The organism is Kribbella sp. CCNWLW201 (genome assembly GCF_037203805.1).
Lineage (GTDB): Bacteria > Actinomycetota > Actinomycetes > Propionibacteriales > Kribbellaceae > Kribbella.
Genome location: NZ_JBBCBQ010000003.1, coordinates 584,683 through 599,642 on the forward strand (window position 1 = coordinate 584,683; position 14,960 = coordinate 599,642).

Annotated in this window: 11 protein-coding genes and 2 riboswitches; of the genes, 3 read left to right on the forward strand and 8 right to left on the reverse strand. The window is 69.2% G+C overall.

The genetic code is table 11. From position 1 onward, the window contains the following. Window positions 1–101 precede the first annotated feature (101 nt). The 5 genes from V9K99_RS18225 to V9K99_RS18245 are packed head-to-tail and all read right to left on the reverse strand — an operon-like array spanning window position 102 to window position 6,129. Entirely contained in the window at window positions 102–704 is a 603-nt protein-coding gene (locus tag V9K99_RS18225; RefSeq protein ID WP_336999607.1) for a hypothetical protein, read from the reverse strand. Window positions 705–717: 13 nt separating this feature from the next. Beyond that, entirely contained in the window at window positions 718–2,085 is a 1,368-nt protein-coding gene (bluB, locus tag V9K99_RS18230; RefSeq protein ID WP_336999605.1) for a 5,6-dimethylbenzimidazole synthase, read from the reverse strand. Next, entirely contained in the window at window positions 2,082–3,437 is a 1,356-nt protein-coding gene (locus V9K99_RS18235) for a cobyrinate a,c-diamide synthase (RefSeq protein WP_336999603.1), read from the reverse strand. The genes bluB and V9K99_RS18235 overlap by 4 nt, the downstream gene beginning before the upstream one ends. After that, the gene (gene cobO, locus V9K99_RS18240) at window positions 3,431–4,045 is read right to left on the reverse strand and encodes a cob(I)yrinic acid a,c-diamide adenosyltransferase (protein WP_336999601.1); all 615 of its coding nucleotides are present in this window, start codon (window positions 4,043–4,045) and stop codon (window positions 3,431–3,433) included. Before cobO ends, V9K99_RS18235 begins: the two co-directional genes overlap by 7 nt. Then, window positions 4,045–6,129 (reverse strand): putative cobaltochelatase, encoded by a 2,085-nt coding sequence (locus V9K99_RS18245; protein WP_336999599.1) that lies wholly within the window; start codon window positions 6,127–6,129, stop codon window positions 4,045–4,047. The genes cobO and V9K99_RS18245 overlap by 1 nt, the downstream gene beginning before the upstream one ends. Before the next feature lie 70 nt (window positions 6,130–6,199). After that, window positions 6,200–6,325: riboswitch (cobalamin riboswitch) on the reverse strand. A gap of 241 nt (window positions 6,326–6,566) precedes the next feature. Between V9K99_RS18245 and V9K99_RS18250 the strand changes: the two genes are divergently transcribed. Further along, window positions 6,567–7,262 carry a 3-keto-5-aminohexanoate cleavage protein gene (locus tag V9K99_RS18250; protein WP_336999597.1) on the forward strand — a complete coding sequence of 232 codons (696 nt, stop codon included), beginning with the start codon at window positions 6,567–6,569 and terminating at the stop codon, window positions 7,260–7,262. Here the strand turns inward: V9K99_RS18250 and surE are convergent. Next, window positions 7,253–8,026: a 5'/3'-nucleotidase SurE gene (gene surE, locus V9K99_RS18255; protein ID WP_336999595.1), complete on the reverse strand. Its 774-nt coding sequence runs from the start codon at window positions 8,024–8,026 to the stop codon at window positions 7,253–7,255. The genes V9K99_RS18250 and surE overlap by 10 nt on opposite strands. 22 nt (window positions 8,027–8,048) lie before the next feature. Continuing rightward, window positions 8,049–11,756, reverse strand: a complete 3,708-nt coding sequence (gene cobN / locus V9K99_RS18260) for a cobaltochelatase subunit CobN (RefSeq protein ID WP_336999593.1) — start codon at window positions 11,754–11,756, stop codon at window positions 8,049–8,051. A 35-nt stretch (window positions 11,757–11,791) separates the two neighbouring features. Beyond that, window positions 11,792–11,918, reverse strand: a riboswitch (cobalamin riboswitch). 231 nt (window positions 11,919–12,149) lie between these two features. Here cobN and V9K99_RS18265 point away from each other — a divergent pair. Together V9K99_RS18265 and V9K99_RS18270 are read left to right on the forward strand one after the other, a co-directional pair. After that, window positions 12,150–12,848, forward strand: coding sequence for a GAF and ANTAR domain-containing protein (locus V9K99_RS18265; RefSeq protein ID WP_336999591.1), 699 nt, complete (start codon window positions 12,150–12,152; stop codon window positions 12,846–12,848). 3 nt (window positions 12,849–12,851) lie between these two features. Continuing rightward, window positions 12,852–13,793 carry an acyl-CoA desaturase gene (locus V9K99_RS18270; RefSeq protein ID WP_336999589.1) on the forward strand — a complete coding sequence of 314 codons (942 nt, stop codon included), beginning with the start codon at window positions 12,852–12,854 and terminating at the stop codon, window positions 13,791–13,793. A gap of 2 nt (window positions 13,794–13,795) precedes the next feature. Here V9K99_RS18270 and V9K99_RS18275 read toward each other — a convergent pair whose 3' ends face one another. Further along, window positions 13,796–14,773, reverse strand: coding sequence for a DUF3500 domain-containing protein (locus V9K99_RS18275; RefSeq protein ID WP_336999587.1), 978 nt, complete (start codon window positions 14,771–14,773; stop codon window positions 13,796–13,798). Between the last annotated feature and the right edge of the window lie 187 nt (window positions 14,774–14,960).

Here is a 14,960-nt window from a genome sequence, read left to right on the forward strand (position 1 = left end):
GTGGAACCAAGTGGTCTCAGGGTCACTTCACCCAAAAGAGTGAGGGGGGTGTACGACGAGCGTAGTACGCCGGGTGTACGACGTACTGCGCCGGTCGGATGTCAGCGGCTTTGCAGCGCGTCCAGGGCAACGGTCATGGCGGCGGCCACCCGGAAGTCCAGGCGGGGATCCTGAACGGTGATCCGGTAGCGGTCGCGGACGGAGACCTTGCGCTCGACCGACAGCACCGGCTGTGCCGATTCCTGCTCGGTGAAGTCGAAGTGGAAGATGAACGGCAGCGGGATCTCGCCGACGAACGGAACGAACTCCCAGACCCGGCGGACGATCGCGACGGTCGCGTTACGCTCCGTGCCGCTCGCGTGCAGGTGACCGCTGGACAGCAACCAGCTGGATCGCAGCAGGCTCTTGCCGAACTCCTTCTTGAACCACCCGATCGGCTGACCGTTCGCGTCGAAGACGTCGTACCCGGAGCCGAGGTCGATCGCCTTGCGCGCCTTGAACGAGAACACCGCCTGCGTCTTGGTGTCGTCGCTGTAGAAGGTGACCTGCTCCTTGAACGCCATCCGCTTCTGCTGCGCGAACGCCAGCACCGGACCGTCCGTGCCGTCGGGGTTGGTGGCGATCAGCTCGTACTTGTTCGCCATCATGGTGATCCGCTGCTTCATCGAGAAGGCGGGCACGTACATGGGCGCTTGATCAGTCATGCGGAGGAGTGTGTCACCTCACCCAGTCCACTCCACACGCCAGTGCACCCGCCCGCAGCCCGCGGACCAGCCCATCAGCCAGCTCTGACTGCTCTACTGCGCGTACGGCGAGCTGCCCGACCCCCTGCAACGCCAGGTCGCGTGCAACCTCGACACCCAGCTCAACAGCCTCCACCGGCGTACGCGCAGGCCGCCAGAGCACACCGAAGTCAGCCACCGGCTTCTCAGGCCCCAGGTGTACGACGAGAGCGTCGGACTGCCCCAGATACTCCGCAGGGTCGCCACCCACGACCACTCGCACCCGCTGACGACCAACAGCCTGTACTGCGTTCTCACCGGCACGTACCGCGTCACCTTCGATCGAGGTGGGGCCCCGCTGACCCCACTCCTCGTGGTGAACGGCCCAGGCGAGTGGACGACGTGCAGCCCAGCCTGTCCGCACCAACTCCGGTGCGGCCGCGAACTCCTCCACATGCCCGACACAGAGGTAGCCGACGAGCTCTATGTGCGCCGGAAGGTCCAGTACAGCCGCGACCTCGCCAGGCTCGAAGAAAGAAACCCAACCGACGCCGAGCCCCTCGGCACGGGCGGCAAGCCAGAGGTTCTGGATCGCAATGGCCGCTGAGAACCAGGTCGTGCGTGGATCCGCATGCCGGCCCAGAACGTGCCTGCCGCCACGGCCGGGGTCACAGGTCACCGCGATGTTCAGTGGGGTGTCGAGAATGGCCTCGATCTTCAGCCCGTCGAACGCCTGCCGACGGTCGGGCGGTAGGGACGCGGCGAACGCGTCACGCTGGGCAGTGGCGAGGTCGTGCACTTTCCGGCGCGTGGCGATGTCCCGGATCAGCAGGAAGTCCCACGGCTGGCTGAGTCCCACACTCGGCGCTCGGTGTGCGGACTCCAGCACCCGGGTCAGCACGTCGTCCGCGATCGGCTGATTCACGAACCCGCGCCGTACGTCCCGGCGCTCAGCTATCACCCGGTGCACCACGTCCCGCTCGTTCGGCGGGTAGCCGGGTGCAGCAGACAGTCGACCGACGGCTGCGGTGGCGTTGATGGATTGGCGCTTGGTGACGACTAGATCGGCGCCGGCCGCGAGTACGGCTGCCTCCGCAACGCTTGGCGTGCCCTTGAGTCGCTGGACCTGCTCACTCGGCGTTGGCACGGGCTGTCGTGCGAGCACTGCAGGTGGTGTGGTGTGCAGGTCTGCTTTGAGGGACGCTGCCAACCGCTGCAGCCCCGGCTCGCTCTCGCGGCCGTCGACTGTGACCACCACGCGCACGTCTCCCCCGCCAGCAGCAGCCAGTGCGGCGTCAACCAGGTCCCGGAGTTCGCGGTACGACGTACCGGACCGCAGGCCGACGCCCACGACCAGGTTCACTTCTCCAACCCGGCGTGAACACGGGCAGCGGCTACCAGGCGTGCCGGCACGTCAGGAGTCGCTGTCCAATGCAGATGCAGGTACGACGCGTGCACTCGGGGCTGGGCGATTCCTTCGACACCACCTGGGAGGTACCAGGCCGGATCCACGTCGGTGTCGAGGTCGACCGTCGTACGGTGGAACTCGTGGCCGCGGACGCGGCGGCCTTCGTCGAAGAAGGCGGTCGTGGTCGCGGCGATCGCCGTCCGGTAGCCGAGGGTCAGACTGCCGGTCATCCGGCCGGTCGCGGGGAGCACTCCGGTCATCGGGTGACCGTCGAGCTCGCGACAGAGGTACAGCAGGCCGGCGCATTCGGCCACGACCGGCAGGCCGGCCGCGATCTCGGTCGCCACCTGCCGACGGAGCTGGTCGTTGGCAGACAGGGCCTCGGCGTGCAGTTCGGGGAAGCCGCCACCCAGGTACAGCGCCGCGGTTGCTTCAGGCAACGGATCGGCGAGCGGGTCGAAGGTGACGACCTCGGCACCGGCGGCAGCGAGCAGCTCGGCCGTCTCGGTATAGCGGAACGAGAACACCGGGCCGCCGGCAACAGCCACGACCGGTCGTCCTTCCTCCGCGGGCGTTACCTCCGCCGCCGGATCCCAGACCGCTGTCTCGAGCTCCGTCGCGGCGCGGGCGGCGGCCACGAAGGCTTCGAGGTCGACGCCCTTCCGGACCAGCTCGGCGGCTGCCTCGACGGCTGTGACGGCCTGTTCGCGCTGTTCGTCGGCCGGGACGAGGCCGAGATGACGGCTGGGCACGGTCAGGCGGGTGTCACGCCGCAGTACGCCGAGCACCGGTACGCCGGTCGGCGCGACGCCGGCCCGCACCTCGGCCTCGTGCCGGTCCGAGCCGACCTTGTTCAGGATCACTCCGACGATCCGCACCTCGGTGTCGAAGGCAACGAAACCGTTGACGACGGCACCGACACTTCGACCAGCCGCAGAGGCGTCGACGACGAGTACGACGGGTGCCTTGAGCAACTTCGAGACGTGCGCCGTGGACGCATAACCCTCGGTCCCGAGCGCACCGTCGTACAGGCCCATCACGCCCTCGACGACGGCCAGATCCGCACCCGCGGCGCCGTGCGCGAACAGCGGGGCGACCCGCTCCTCGCCTTGCAGCATGGGGTCGAGGTTCCGCCCCGGCCGCCCGGTCGCGACCGCATGGAAGCCGGGATCGATGTAGTCGGGGCCGACCTTGAATCCCGCCACCGTGTGCCCGGCCTGCCGCAGCGCCGCCATCAGGCCGACGGCGACCGTCGTCTTCCCGGCGCCCGAGGCGGGCGCCGCGATCACCAGGCGTGGGATCACCACTCGATGCCCTTCTGACCCTTCTGGCCCGCGTCCATCGGGTGCTTGACCTTGGTCATCTCGGTGACCAGATCGGCGGCGTCGAGCAGCCGCTGATCGGCGTTGCGGCCGGTGATGACGACGTACTGGTGACCCGGCCGGTTGACCAGCGTGTCGACCACCTCGTCGACGTCGACCCAGCCCCACTTCATCGGGTACGTGAACTCGTCGAGCACATAGAGGTCATGCGTCTCGGCCTTGATCCGGCGCTGGATCTCGCGCCAGCCCTCGAGCGCGTCGGCGGCGTGGTCCTCCTCGCTGCCGGCCTTCCGCGACCAGCTCCAGCCCTCGCCCATCTTGTGCCACTCGACCGGCCCGCCCTGTCCCGTTGCCTCATGCAACTGACCGAGGGCCTTGAAGGCGCTCTCCTCGCCGACCTTCCACTTCGCGCTCTTGACGAACTGGAACACGCCGATGTTCCAGCCCTGGTCCCAGCCGCGCAGCGCCATCCCGAAGGCGGCCGTCGACTTCCCCTTCATCTCACCGGTGTGAACCATCAGCAACGGCCGGTTCCGCCGCTGCCGGGTGGTCAGGCCGTCCTGCGGCACCACACTCGGCTGACCCTTCGGCATCAGGCGACGCTCCGCTCGGTGACCGTACGGACGAGGTTGCCGGCGGCAACATCGCCGAGATCGAGGTACTCCGCCGACAGGCAGGCGGCGAGCTCCGCGGCCAGCCCGAGCCGGACGCCGCGACGCGGTTCGCAGTCGACGACGACCGTGGCGATCCCTTGCCGGGCCAGCCATTCGGCCGTCTGACGGGCGCGGGCAAACGCGTTGTCGCCGTACGTCGCGCGGCCGTCGGTGACGAGCACGAGCAGGGGTCGGCGACGCGGGTCCCGGATCGCGGCGATGCGTAGTACCTCGGCCGTTTGCAGCAGACCTTCGGCGAGCGGGGTGCGTCCACCGGTGGGCAGCGATTCGAGACGTCGTACGGCGGTCTCGACGCTGCCAGTGGGCGGCAACGCGACCGTGGCGGTGGCACCGGCGAAGGTGACCAGGCCGACCGTGTCGCGGCGTTGGTACGCGTCGAGGAGGAGCGAGACGATCGCCGTCTTCACCTCACCCATGCGCTTCTTGGTGCCCATCGAGCCGGACGCGTCGACGGCGAAGAGGACGAGGTTGCCTTCACGGCCTTCCTTGACAGCGAGCCGGACGTCCGCCGGTCGCACCGTAAGGCCTGGACCACTCCTCCCCCTCGCCTGCTGGTGAGGTGCGGCCGAGCGGATGGTTGCCAGCAGATGCGGCCGGCCAGACTCTCGTCCGATGCGTGGCCGATCCCCCACCACGCGGCCGACGTCAGTGATCGCTCGCGACCGTCGACCGGCGACGCCGGCACCGGCGGACTGAACGCTGAGCAGACGAGCCTTGAAGGGCTCGGAGCTGCCGACCACCTCGCCGACGGGCGCCGGGCCTGGTCTGGGACCGTTCGCCTCGTCCTTGGCCGGGTCGGGCGTCTGAGGCTCGGCCGGGTCTGAGGCGTCGGGCTCGGCTGGATCGGAGTCGGACCGGTCCGCGGGGTCGGCGGAGTTGCTGCCGTCCGGGTCGGACGGGTCCGCGCCGCCGCCTCCGGGACCGTCCGGGTCGTCGTCTGGGTCCTCGGGTGGGGTGCTGTTGTTGATCGCCTCTTCGAGCTGGTCCTCGTCCAGGCCCGGCGCGTCGAAGGGGTTGCGGCGCTTGCGGTGCGGCAGCGCGAGTTTGGCGGCCGCACGTACGTCGTCCACCTCGACGACCGTCCGGCCCGACCAGGCCGCGTGGGCGACCGCCGTACGTGCGGTGACGAGGTCGGCACGCATGCCGTCGACGTCGAAGGACGCGCAGATCTCGGCGATCTGGCGCAGCGCGGAGTCGGTCAGGATCACTTCGGACAGCAGGTCGCGGGCCTTGACGATGCGCTCGGCGAGTTCGCTCTGCGCGCCCTCGTACCTCGCGGTGAAGCCCTCCGGGTCGGCCTCGTAGGCGAGACGGGCGCGCATGACCTCGACGCGGACGGCGGGATCGCGGCTGGCAACCACGTCGACGGTCAGGCCGAAGCGGTCGAGGAGCTGCGGGCGGAGCTCGCCCTCCTCCGGGTTCATCGTGCCGACCAGGACGAAGCGGGCCGGGTGGGTGACGGACACGCCGTCGCGCTCGACGGTCGCGCGACCCATCGCGGCGGCGTCGAGCAGTACGTCGACCAGGTGGTCGTGCAGGAGGTTGACTTCATCGACGTACAGGAGCCCGCGATGCGAGGCAGCGAGCAGACCAGGCTCGTACGCCGTGACGCCCTCGGCCAGCGCCTTCTCCAGATGTAGCGAGCCAAGCACGCGGTCCTCGGTCGCGCCGACAGGCAGCTCGACCAACCGCGCCGGCCGGGTGAACGCCTCGGCGTCCGACTGATGCGGGCCGTCGGGACACCCTGGATCCGGGTGGTCGGGGTCGCAGGAGAAGCGGCAGCCGGGTACGACGTCGACCGGCGGGAGGATCTCGGTCAGCGCGCGGACGGCCGTCGACTTGGCGGTGCCCTTCTCGCCGCGGATCAGCACGCCGCCGATCGCGGGTGAGATGGCGGCCAGGATCAGCGCCAGCTGCAGATCCTCCATCCCGACAACCGCTGTGAACGGGAACCCGGAGGCGCCGGAGCGCAGGTTGCCGGAGGTGATCGGAGCAGGCCGCATCGGCGGGGTCCCTTCGTCGAGCGGGTGTCCACGCCCGCTTCGGCAGCTGGTACGCCGTACCGCGGAGATCGCAGGCCGGCGGACGGACGCGGATGTCCTGGCTCCCGGGTCTCCCCGGTCACAGTGGCGGGACCGCCCCGGACTCCCGGCCGCAGCCAGTCACCGGTGTTCCTCCACAACCGTCGGCCCGATCATGGCACACCCCCACCCCATCCTCAGCGACGAGGTTCACACCCTCCAGCCACCGAGTCGTGGATCTTGGTCGCTGCAATCGCCTGGAACCAGCAGAGATCTACGACTCGGTGCGCGTCAGCGGGACTGGCCGGCCCGCGCGGATGCCGACGAGAGAACCGAAGTCTTCGCCGGAGCCGGGGCACTGGCCGCCCTCCGCGCCTCGCTCAGAAGCGGGCTGCGGGGTTGTCCGTTAGCTTGGTTTCATGGCTCGGCTGGTCAAGGCATGTCTGAACGGGGATCGGTCGCGGGCTGATCATCCGGCGGTGCCGGTGACGCCGGAGGGATTGGCTCGGGAGGCCGAGGCGGCGGTTGAGGCCGGGGCGGGGGCGATTCACCTGCATCCGCGTGGGGCGGACGAGAAGGAGAGTCTGCGGTGGGCCGATATTCGCGACGCGGTTGAGGCCGTGCGTACGCGGTGTCCCGGCATTCCGATCGGCGTGTCCACGCGCGAGGGGATCGTCCCGGATCTGTGGGAACGCTTGGCGCTCCTGGCCGAGTGGGATCGCGGGCCTGACTTCGCGAGTGTGAACTTCCACGAGGTAGGCGCCGAGCAGATCGCCGACCTGCTGATCGAGCGCGGGATCGAGATCGAGGCCGGTCTGTTCACACCGGCTGCGGCGGAGGACTACGTCGCCTGGGGCGGCCCCGTCACCCGTGTGCTGGTCGAAGCCATCCCCGGTATCTCACCGGGATCCGACGGAATCGCGGCCGCTCAGGCGACCCTCGCCGTACTCCCGACGACCGACGTACTCGCGCACGGCGAGAACGAATGGGCTTGGCCGGTACTGCGTTGGGCCTCCGAGAAGGGGTACGACGTACGCCTCGGCTTCGAAGACATGCTCACCGGCCCCGACGGCCAACAAGTCCGCAGCAACGCAGACCTACTGAGCTACCTGTAGCCGGAGAGGCGTTTGGCGAGGGCGGTGGCGGCGGTGTCGTCTTTTACTTCGCGGATGCCGATGATTGGGGTTACGGAGACGAAGCCGGCGGCTAGGAGGGCTTCGTCGGAGTTGTGGACTGGGTTTGCGGCGGGTGGCTCGAGTTCGATCATTGGTTCGCCGGTTGGGGCTGTGGTGCCGGTGATGCGGGAGCGCGTGATCGGGGCCAGCGAGGCGTGCCGTACGCCGGCCAGCTGGTCGAGGGGACGGTCCGGGACGTTGATGGTCAGGACGGTCCCGGCCGGCTCCGGCACGATCCAGGTCAGCGCCTCAGCGGCCACCGCGCCCGCGGTGCCCCAATGCGCAGGGTCCTCGGAGTCGATGCTGATGGCAACCGCCGACAGACCTTGGCCGGCCGCGGTCAGGGCGGCGGCCACGGTGCCGGAGTGGAAGATCGGTACGCCGATGTTGTGGCCGCGGTTGATCCCCGAGACGACCAGGTCCGGCGCGGCCCCGAACGCCCCAACGGACGCGAGTGTCACCGCGAGCGCCGGAGTGCCGTCGATGCCGTGATAAGTGATGCCGTCCTCGTCCTCCGACAAGGTCCGGATCGGTCGCCCGACCATCCCGGCCCGGGCCGAGCCGACGCCACTCTGGTCGTCCAGCGGCGCCACGACGAGGACGTCGTACCCGAGATCGGCGATCGCCGGTGCGAGCGCCCGGATCCCCGGAGCCTGGTAACCGTCGTCGTTGGTGATCAGGACTCTCAGATTCTCGGGCGCCATACCTCTACCCAATCACATGCGGTCAGCCACGATCCTCGATGTCACCTTCTGTCTCGAGGACGGCGTTACGCAGCGTCTCGAGTGCCTCTGGGGAAGGCGCCGACCACAGACCGCGCTGCGCCGCCTCGAGCAGCCGCTCGGCGATCCCGTGCCGCGCCCACGGGTTGGACTTGCGGAAGAACTCCGCCATCTCCGGATCGGCGACGTACTCGGTCGTCAGCGTCTCGTACATCCAGTCGTCGACCACGCCCGCGGTCGCGTCGTACCCGAAGAGGTAGTCGACCGTCGCGGCCATCTCGAAGGCGCCCTTGTACCCGTGCCGCCGCATCGCAGCCATCCACCGCGGGTTCACTACCCGGGCCCGGAAGACCCGCTTGGTCTCCTCCTCCAGCGTCCGCGTCTTCACCTGCGCGGGTACGGCGGAGTCGCCGACGTACGCCTTCGGGTTGGACCCGGTCAGGTGGCGGACCATCGCGATCATGCCGCCGTGGTACTGGAAGTAGTCGTCGGAGTCCATGATGTCGTGCTCGCGGGTGTCCGCGTTCTTCGCCGCCACCTGGATCCGGGCGTACGCGCGCTCCATCGACCCGCGCGCCTCGGCACCATCGAGGTCCTTGCCGTACGCGTACCCGCCCCAGACGGCGTACACCTCGGCCAGCTCGGCGTCGGTCCGCCAGTTCCGCGCGTCCACGAGCGGCAGCAGGCCGGCGCCGTACGAGCCGGGCTTGGACCCGAAGACGCGTGCCGTCGACGAGCGTACGTCGTTGCCCGCAGCAACATCCGCGTCGACATGGGCCTTCAGATAGTTGTCGTCGGCTGACTCGTCCAAGGCAGCCACCGTGCGGACGGCGTCGTCCAGGAGCGCGACGACATGCGGGAAGGCATCCCGGAAGAAGCCGGAGATCCGCACGGTGACATCGACGCGCGGCCGGCCGAGCTCATCAACAGGAACAACCTCGAACCCGGTGACCCGGCGTGAAGCGTCGTCCCAGACCGGGCGGCAGCCGAGCAGCCACAGCACCTCGGCGAGGTCGTCGCCCTGCGTGCGCATCGCCGACGTACCCCAGACCGTCAGGCCGACGGACCGCGGCCACTCCCCTGTCTCGGCCTGGTGCCGGGCCAGGAGCGAGTCGGCCAGCGCGACGCCGACGTCCCAGGCGTTGCGGCTCGGGATCGCCTTCGGGTCGACGGCGTAGAAGTTGCGCCCGGTCGGCAGCACGTTGACCAGCCCACGGGTCGGCGACCCCGACGGGCCGGCCTCGACGAAGCGGCCGTCCAAGGCGCGCAGTACGTTGGCCAGCTCGTCACCGGTCCGGGCCAGTCGCGGCACGACCTCGGTCGCGGCGAAGGTCAGCGAGGCCTCGACCCCAGCCGAGGAGCGACCGAGCACCTCGGCGACGACCACCGGGACCTTCGCCGCATCCCAGCTCAGCGTCTCCATCCCGACGACGAGCTTCCGCGCGACCGCCTCCAGCAGGTCGACGCCGTCCGCGCCGCTGACCGCAGGCAGGTCCGCGAGCGTGGCCAAGTCGGCGAGGTCTGCGGCTTGGCCCGGGTTCGCCAGCAGTGCGGCCTCGTCGACGCCGAAGGTCTCCCCCAGCGCCGTCCGCAGGCCTGCGATCGAGTACGAACCACCCCACAACTGCCGGGCGCGCAGTACGGCGAGCACCAGATTGATCCGCGCCTCACCGGTCGGCGCACCGCCGAGAATGTGCAGCCCGTCGCGGATCTGCACGTCCTTGATCTCACACAGATACCCGTCGAGATGCAGCACGAACTCGTCGAACTCTTCGTCCTCGGGCTTCTCCGAGGTGTGCAGGTCGTGGTGCAGCTGCGCCGCCTGGATCAGCGTCCAGATCTGGGCCCGCAGCGTCGGCACCTTGTCCGGGTCGAGCGCCTGCACGGTCGCGTACTCGTCGAGCAGATACTCCAGCTTCGCCATGTCGCCGTACGTCTCGGCCCGCGCCATCGGCGGGACCAGGTGGTCGACGACGGTCGCGTGCGCCCGCCGCTTCGCCTGTGTCCCCTCGCCGGGATCGTTGACGATGAACGGGTACACCATCGGCAGATTCCCGAGTACGGCGTCCGGCGCACAGTCGGCCGCCATCCCGATCCCCTTGCCCGGCAGCCACTCCAGCGTCCCGTGCTTACCGAGATGTACGACGGCATGCGCGCCGAACCCACCCTCGTCGGCGGGGGCCTCGAGCCACCGGTACGCCGCCAGATAGTGATGCGACGGCGCCATGTCCGGGTCGTGGTAGATCGCCACCGGGTTCTCACCGAAACCACGCGGCGGCTGGATCATCAGGACGACGTTTCCGAAGCGCAAGGCTGCCAGCGCGATCGCGGGCTCGTCACCGGACGTGTCGACGTACAACTCGCCGGGCGCCGCACCCCAGGCCTCGGTCATTGCCTCACGCAACGATTCCGGGACGCGGCCGAACCACTGGGCATAGACCGACAGCGGGATCTTCGCGACCGCGGTGGCCAACTGCTCGTCGGTCAGCCAGTCGACGTCGTGACCGCCGGCCGCGATCAGCCGATGGATCAGCCCGTCCGCACCGTCCGGCCCCTGGAGCTCGCTCAGGTCGAGATCACCGAGGTCGTAGCCGGCGTCCTTGAGTTGACCGAGCAGGACGACCGCCGACGCCGGGGTATCGAGACCGACCGCGTTCCCGATCCGCGCGTGCTTGGTCGGGTACGACGACAGCACCAGAGCGAGCCGCTTCTCGGCGGCCGGGACGTGCCGGAGCCGGGCGTGCGCGACCGCGGTCCCGGCGAGTCGATCGCATCGCTCCGGGTCCGGCGCATACCGGGCCAGGCCGTCTTCGTCGTACGACTTGAAGGAGAACGGGATCGTGATGATGCGGCCGTCGAACTCGGGGATCGCGACCTGGGTCGCCGCGTCCAGCGGGCTCACCGCCGCGTCGCTGGCCAGCCACTGCTCGCGCGTCGAGGTCAGCGCGAGACCCTGGATCAGCGGGATGTCGAGCGACGCGAGCGCACCCGCGTCCCACGCGTCGTCCGAACCGCCCGCGCTCGCGTCGGCCGCGACGGAACCGCCGGCGGCGAGCAAGGTGGTGACGAGGACGTCACACTTCCGCAGCAGCTCGAACAGCCTGGCGTTCCCGGCCGACGTCGGATCCAGTCCGCGGAGTGTGCCGCAGTACACGGGCAGCGGCTGGGCGCCTGCTTTTGAAACCGCAGCGGCGAGGGCGTCGACGAAGGCGGTGTTCCCGGAGATCTCGTGTGCGCGGTAGTAGACGATGCCCACCACCGGCCGCTCGTCCTCGACGAACGTGCCCCGCACCCCGTACGCCGGTAGTGCCCGCGGCGGATCGAATTCGTCGCCGGTCAGTAGCAGCGTGTCGCGGAGGAACCCGGCCAGGTTGCGCAGGTTCTCCGAGCCGCCTTCGCGGAGGTAGGCGAGGGCCTCGGTGACCGCGCCGGCGGGCACGGTCGAGAGCGACATGAGCTCGGCGTCGGGCGCCGCCTCGCCGCTGACCACCACCGCCGGCTTGCCGGACGCGATGACTGCGTCGAGCCCCTCTTCCCAGGCCCGGCGACCGCCGAGCAGGCGGACCACCACGATCTCGGCGGCCTCGAGCAGCGGAGTGAGGGCGTCGAGATCGAGCCGGGCGGGGTTCGCGACCTTCCAGCCGGCGTCCGCCTCGGCGGCGGCGAGCAGGTCGGTGTCGGCGGTGGAGAGCAGCAGGAGGTTCGCGAGCATGCGCGACCGGTCCTTCCTCGGGGTGTCCACGCCCCGTCCGGAGGTTCGACGGCGGCAGTTCCTGACTCCCACGCGAGGTGGTCACAGTGGCGGGACCGTCCCGGACTCACACCGGGTTCCTGCTGATGCCGTCGGATGACCCCGCTGACTCTAGCCGACGGTGGAGTAACAGCTCGGTGCCTCAGCGGCGCCGTCGGTGCGGATTGGCGGTATCGTTCGAAATATCACACCGGTTCCGGCTTCGGAACGGCGTGCTCGGCCGCCCCAGACCCGACGGCCCTCCAATGCTCTGTCATGCAGGGAGTCGGGCCCATGTCTCTCACACGCACTCCGGATCATCAGCGCCTGGCAGCCGACAGACACCGACCCAGGTCACGTTCGCCCGCGACAGACGTGGTCGTAGCTGCCGAGTTCGCGCAGTTGGCGGTCGAGATGTACGACGCGGCGAGCATGGCCGAGACGATGACGCGAGTGCTGGACTACGCGCTGCGCACCACCGGGTGCGACTGCGCCGGAGTGGTCCTGGTTCAGCGCGGTAGGCGTTTGCAGACGGCCGGTGTCACGGACCGGCGGGTGGAGCAGGCTGATCAGCTTCAACTGGAGTACGGCGAGGGGCCCTGTGTCCCGGTGAGCCGGGAGCACCACAGCGTCTTGGTCTGCGACACCGTTGTCGACCCGCGGTGGCCGCAGTGGAGTCCACGGGTGGCCGAGCTTGGTCTGCGCAATGTGCTCACCGTCTGGCTGTTCACCACCCAGTCGACCCTGGGCGCGCTCACCATCTATCGGGCCTCTCCGGGCCGATTCACCGCCGCCGATGAGGCGACCGCGCGTCTGCTGGCCCGGCACACCGCAGTCGCGGTCGCGAGCGTCCGGGAGGTGTCGACGCTGACGCAGGCGGTGGAGACCCGCACACTGATCGGTCAGGCCCAGGGACTGTTGATGGAACGCTTCGCGATCGACGCCGACCAGGCGTTCGCCGTACTCCGTCGCTATTCACGAGACAACAACGTCAAGCTCCGGATCGTGGCCGACGAACTGGTCACCAACCGGCGGCTGTCCACCAGATCACACGAAGCCGGCATCCAGGAGTGAACCATGACTTCAGCAGCAGGTTCCGATGATTCGCCTCCGGTCGAGTTCCAGCCCGTTGGTGGCAGGCTCGAGCGTGGGCTGATCTGGGTGTTCATCGTCGTACCCACCCTTGCGCTTCTGCCCGGGATCTACGTCGCCTGGGGCGGCTGGATCGGCTGGCACGACATCGTCCTCCTGGTCGTGTTCTACGTGATCACGGCCACCGGCATCGGCGCCGGTTACCACCGGGGCTTCACCCACGGCGCGTTCAAGAGCAAGCGTGGGCTCAAGATCGGACTCGCCATCGCCGGCAGTATGGCGCTCGAAGGCCCTGTTATCCGCTGGGTCGCCGACCACCGCAAACACCACAAGTTCTCCGACCGAGAGGGCGATCCGCACTCGCCCTGGCGCTACGGCACCACCGCGTGGGCGGTGACCAAAGGATTCATCTTCGCCCACGTCGGGTGGGTGCTCTGGGGTGAAGATCGCGCCGACCCGAAGCACTATGCCCCGGACCTCCTGAACGACCGCGACATGGCCTCGATTTCCCGGCATTTCCGCAGCTTGGCGGCGATCTCGCTGCTGGCACCGGCGTTCATCGGTGGACTGTGGGACAGGTCATGGCACGGTGCCGCGACCGGATTCTTCTGGGGCACTCTGGTCCGCATCGCCCTCATGCACCACGTCACGTTCTCGATCAACTCGATCTGTCACGTCACCGGCGACAAACCATTCACCGCCCGCGACCGATCAGGAAACGTCTGGTGGCTCGCCATCCTCAGCCAGGGCGAGTCCTGGCACAACCTCCACCACGCCGACCCCACCTGCGCACGCCACGGCGTCCTCAAGGGACAGATCGACATCAACGCCTGGATCATCAAGCGATTCGAACGCCTCGGCTGGGCGTACGACGTCAAATGGCCAGACCCAGAACGCCTCCAAAGAAAACGCGCCCCAGCCACGTGACGTCAGCGGTGCATGGCGTAGTGGGCGGCTAGTAGGTCCGTGCCCCAGTCGTTGCGGAGGTCTCGCCAGACGGAGTGGATGTGGTTGGCGTTGTCCTGGGTGTTGTCGTATTCGGCCAGGAAGCTGGGGCCGGCGATCGAGTAGTAGTGGCCGTGGCCCGGGCCGGGTTCGGTGGCGCCGGCCCAGGCGAAGGTGAGTCGCTCGATGCCGTGGTCGGTGATGTCCTGCCAGGTCTGCAACCCGATCGGTCCGGCCGCGCGTCCGACGTACTGGCCGATGAGGAGGCTGAGCAACTGGCGTTGGTCCGCGGTCATGTCGCCGTACACGAGGCCGCGGTGCAGGAGGGACGCGTCGGCGACCGGGTCGTGGCGGGTGAGGATGTCGTCGGGTGCCTCGTCGGAGACGACCGCAACCGACCGTTGCGCGGGCTCGAGGGAGTGGAGGAGCTGGAAGCCCAGGTCCTGCTCGGCGGCGAGGAAGCGGCGACCGGCGTGCGGGCCGGTACGAACCTCGGCCGGGTTCGAGCCGAAGAACTGCGGGGTGAACGCGATGGCGCCGTCGACGAGCGTGACGTGCAGCGCGAGATGGTGGCCGTTGAGCCGCCAGGCCCACGGCTCGGTCCCGGCGGGGTCGCCGAGCACGCGAAGGTAGTAGCGGTCGCCGACCGTCGAACCGGCCCATCCCCCGCTCTCCGCCACCTCGATCGGATCGGAGAGGCCGCGGACGATGATCTCGGCCACCATGACCGCGCGGAAGTCGGCGAGGCCGCGTTCGCTGTAGACGAGCTCGAGCAGGCGTACGACGAGGGCCTCCTGCGCCGCGGACAACTCGTGCAGCGGCAGGCCCGGGACGGCACCGGGCAGGTAGGTCCAGATCTGGTGATCGGGTGTGTCGAAGGGTGCCGAAATCTTCTTCAGTTGCTCCGGAGTCAGCGCGGCCAGCAGGTCCTGGGTTGCCGCGCGGATCTGGTCCACCACCATGCGTCGCTCCCGTCGAGTAGCCCTTCCCAGGACCCTACCCGGCGCTCGCGATCAACGCTCAGGCTTTCGCAGTGGCGGCCACGCGGAGCCCGACCGTGGCGTAGCTCAGCGGCCCTGATGGGGATCCGATGAACAACGACGCTACGGACGCAACCTCCGCCGACCGAGAACCGGCTGCGAGAACGCT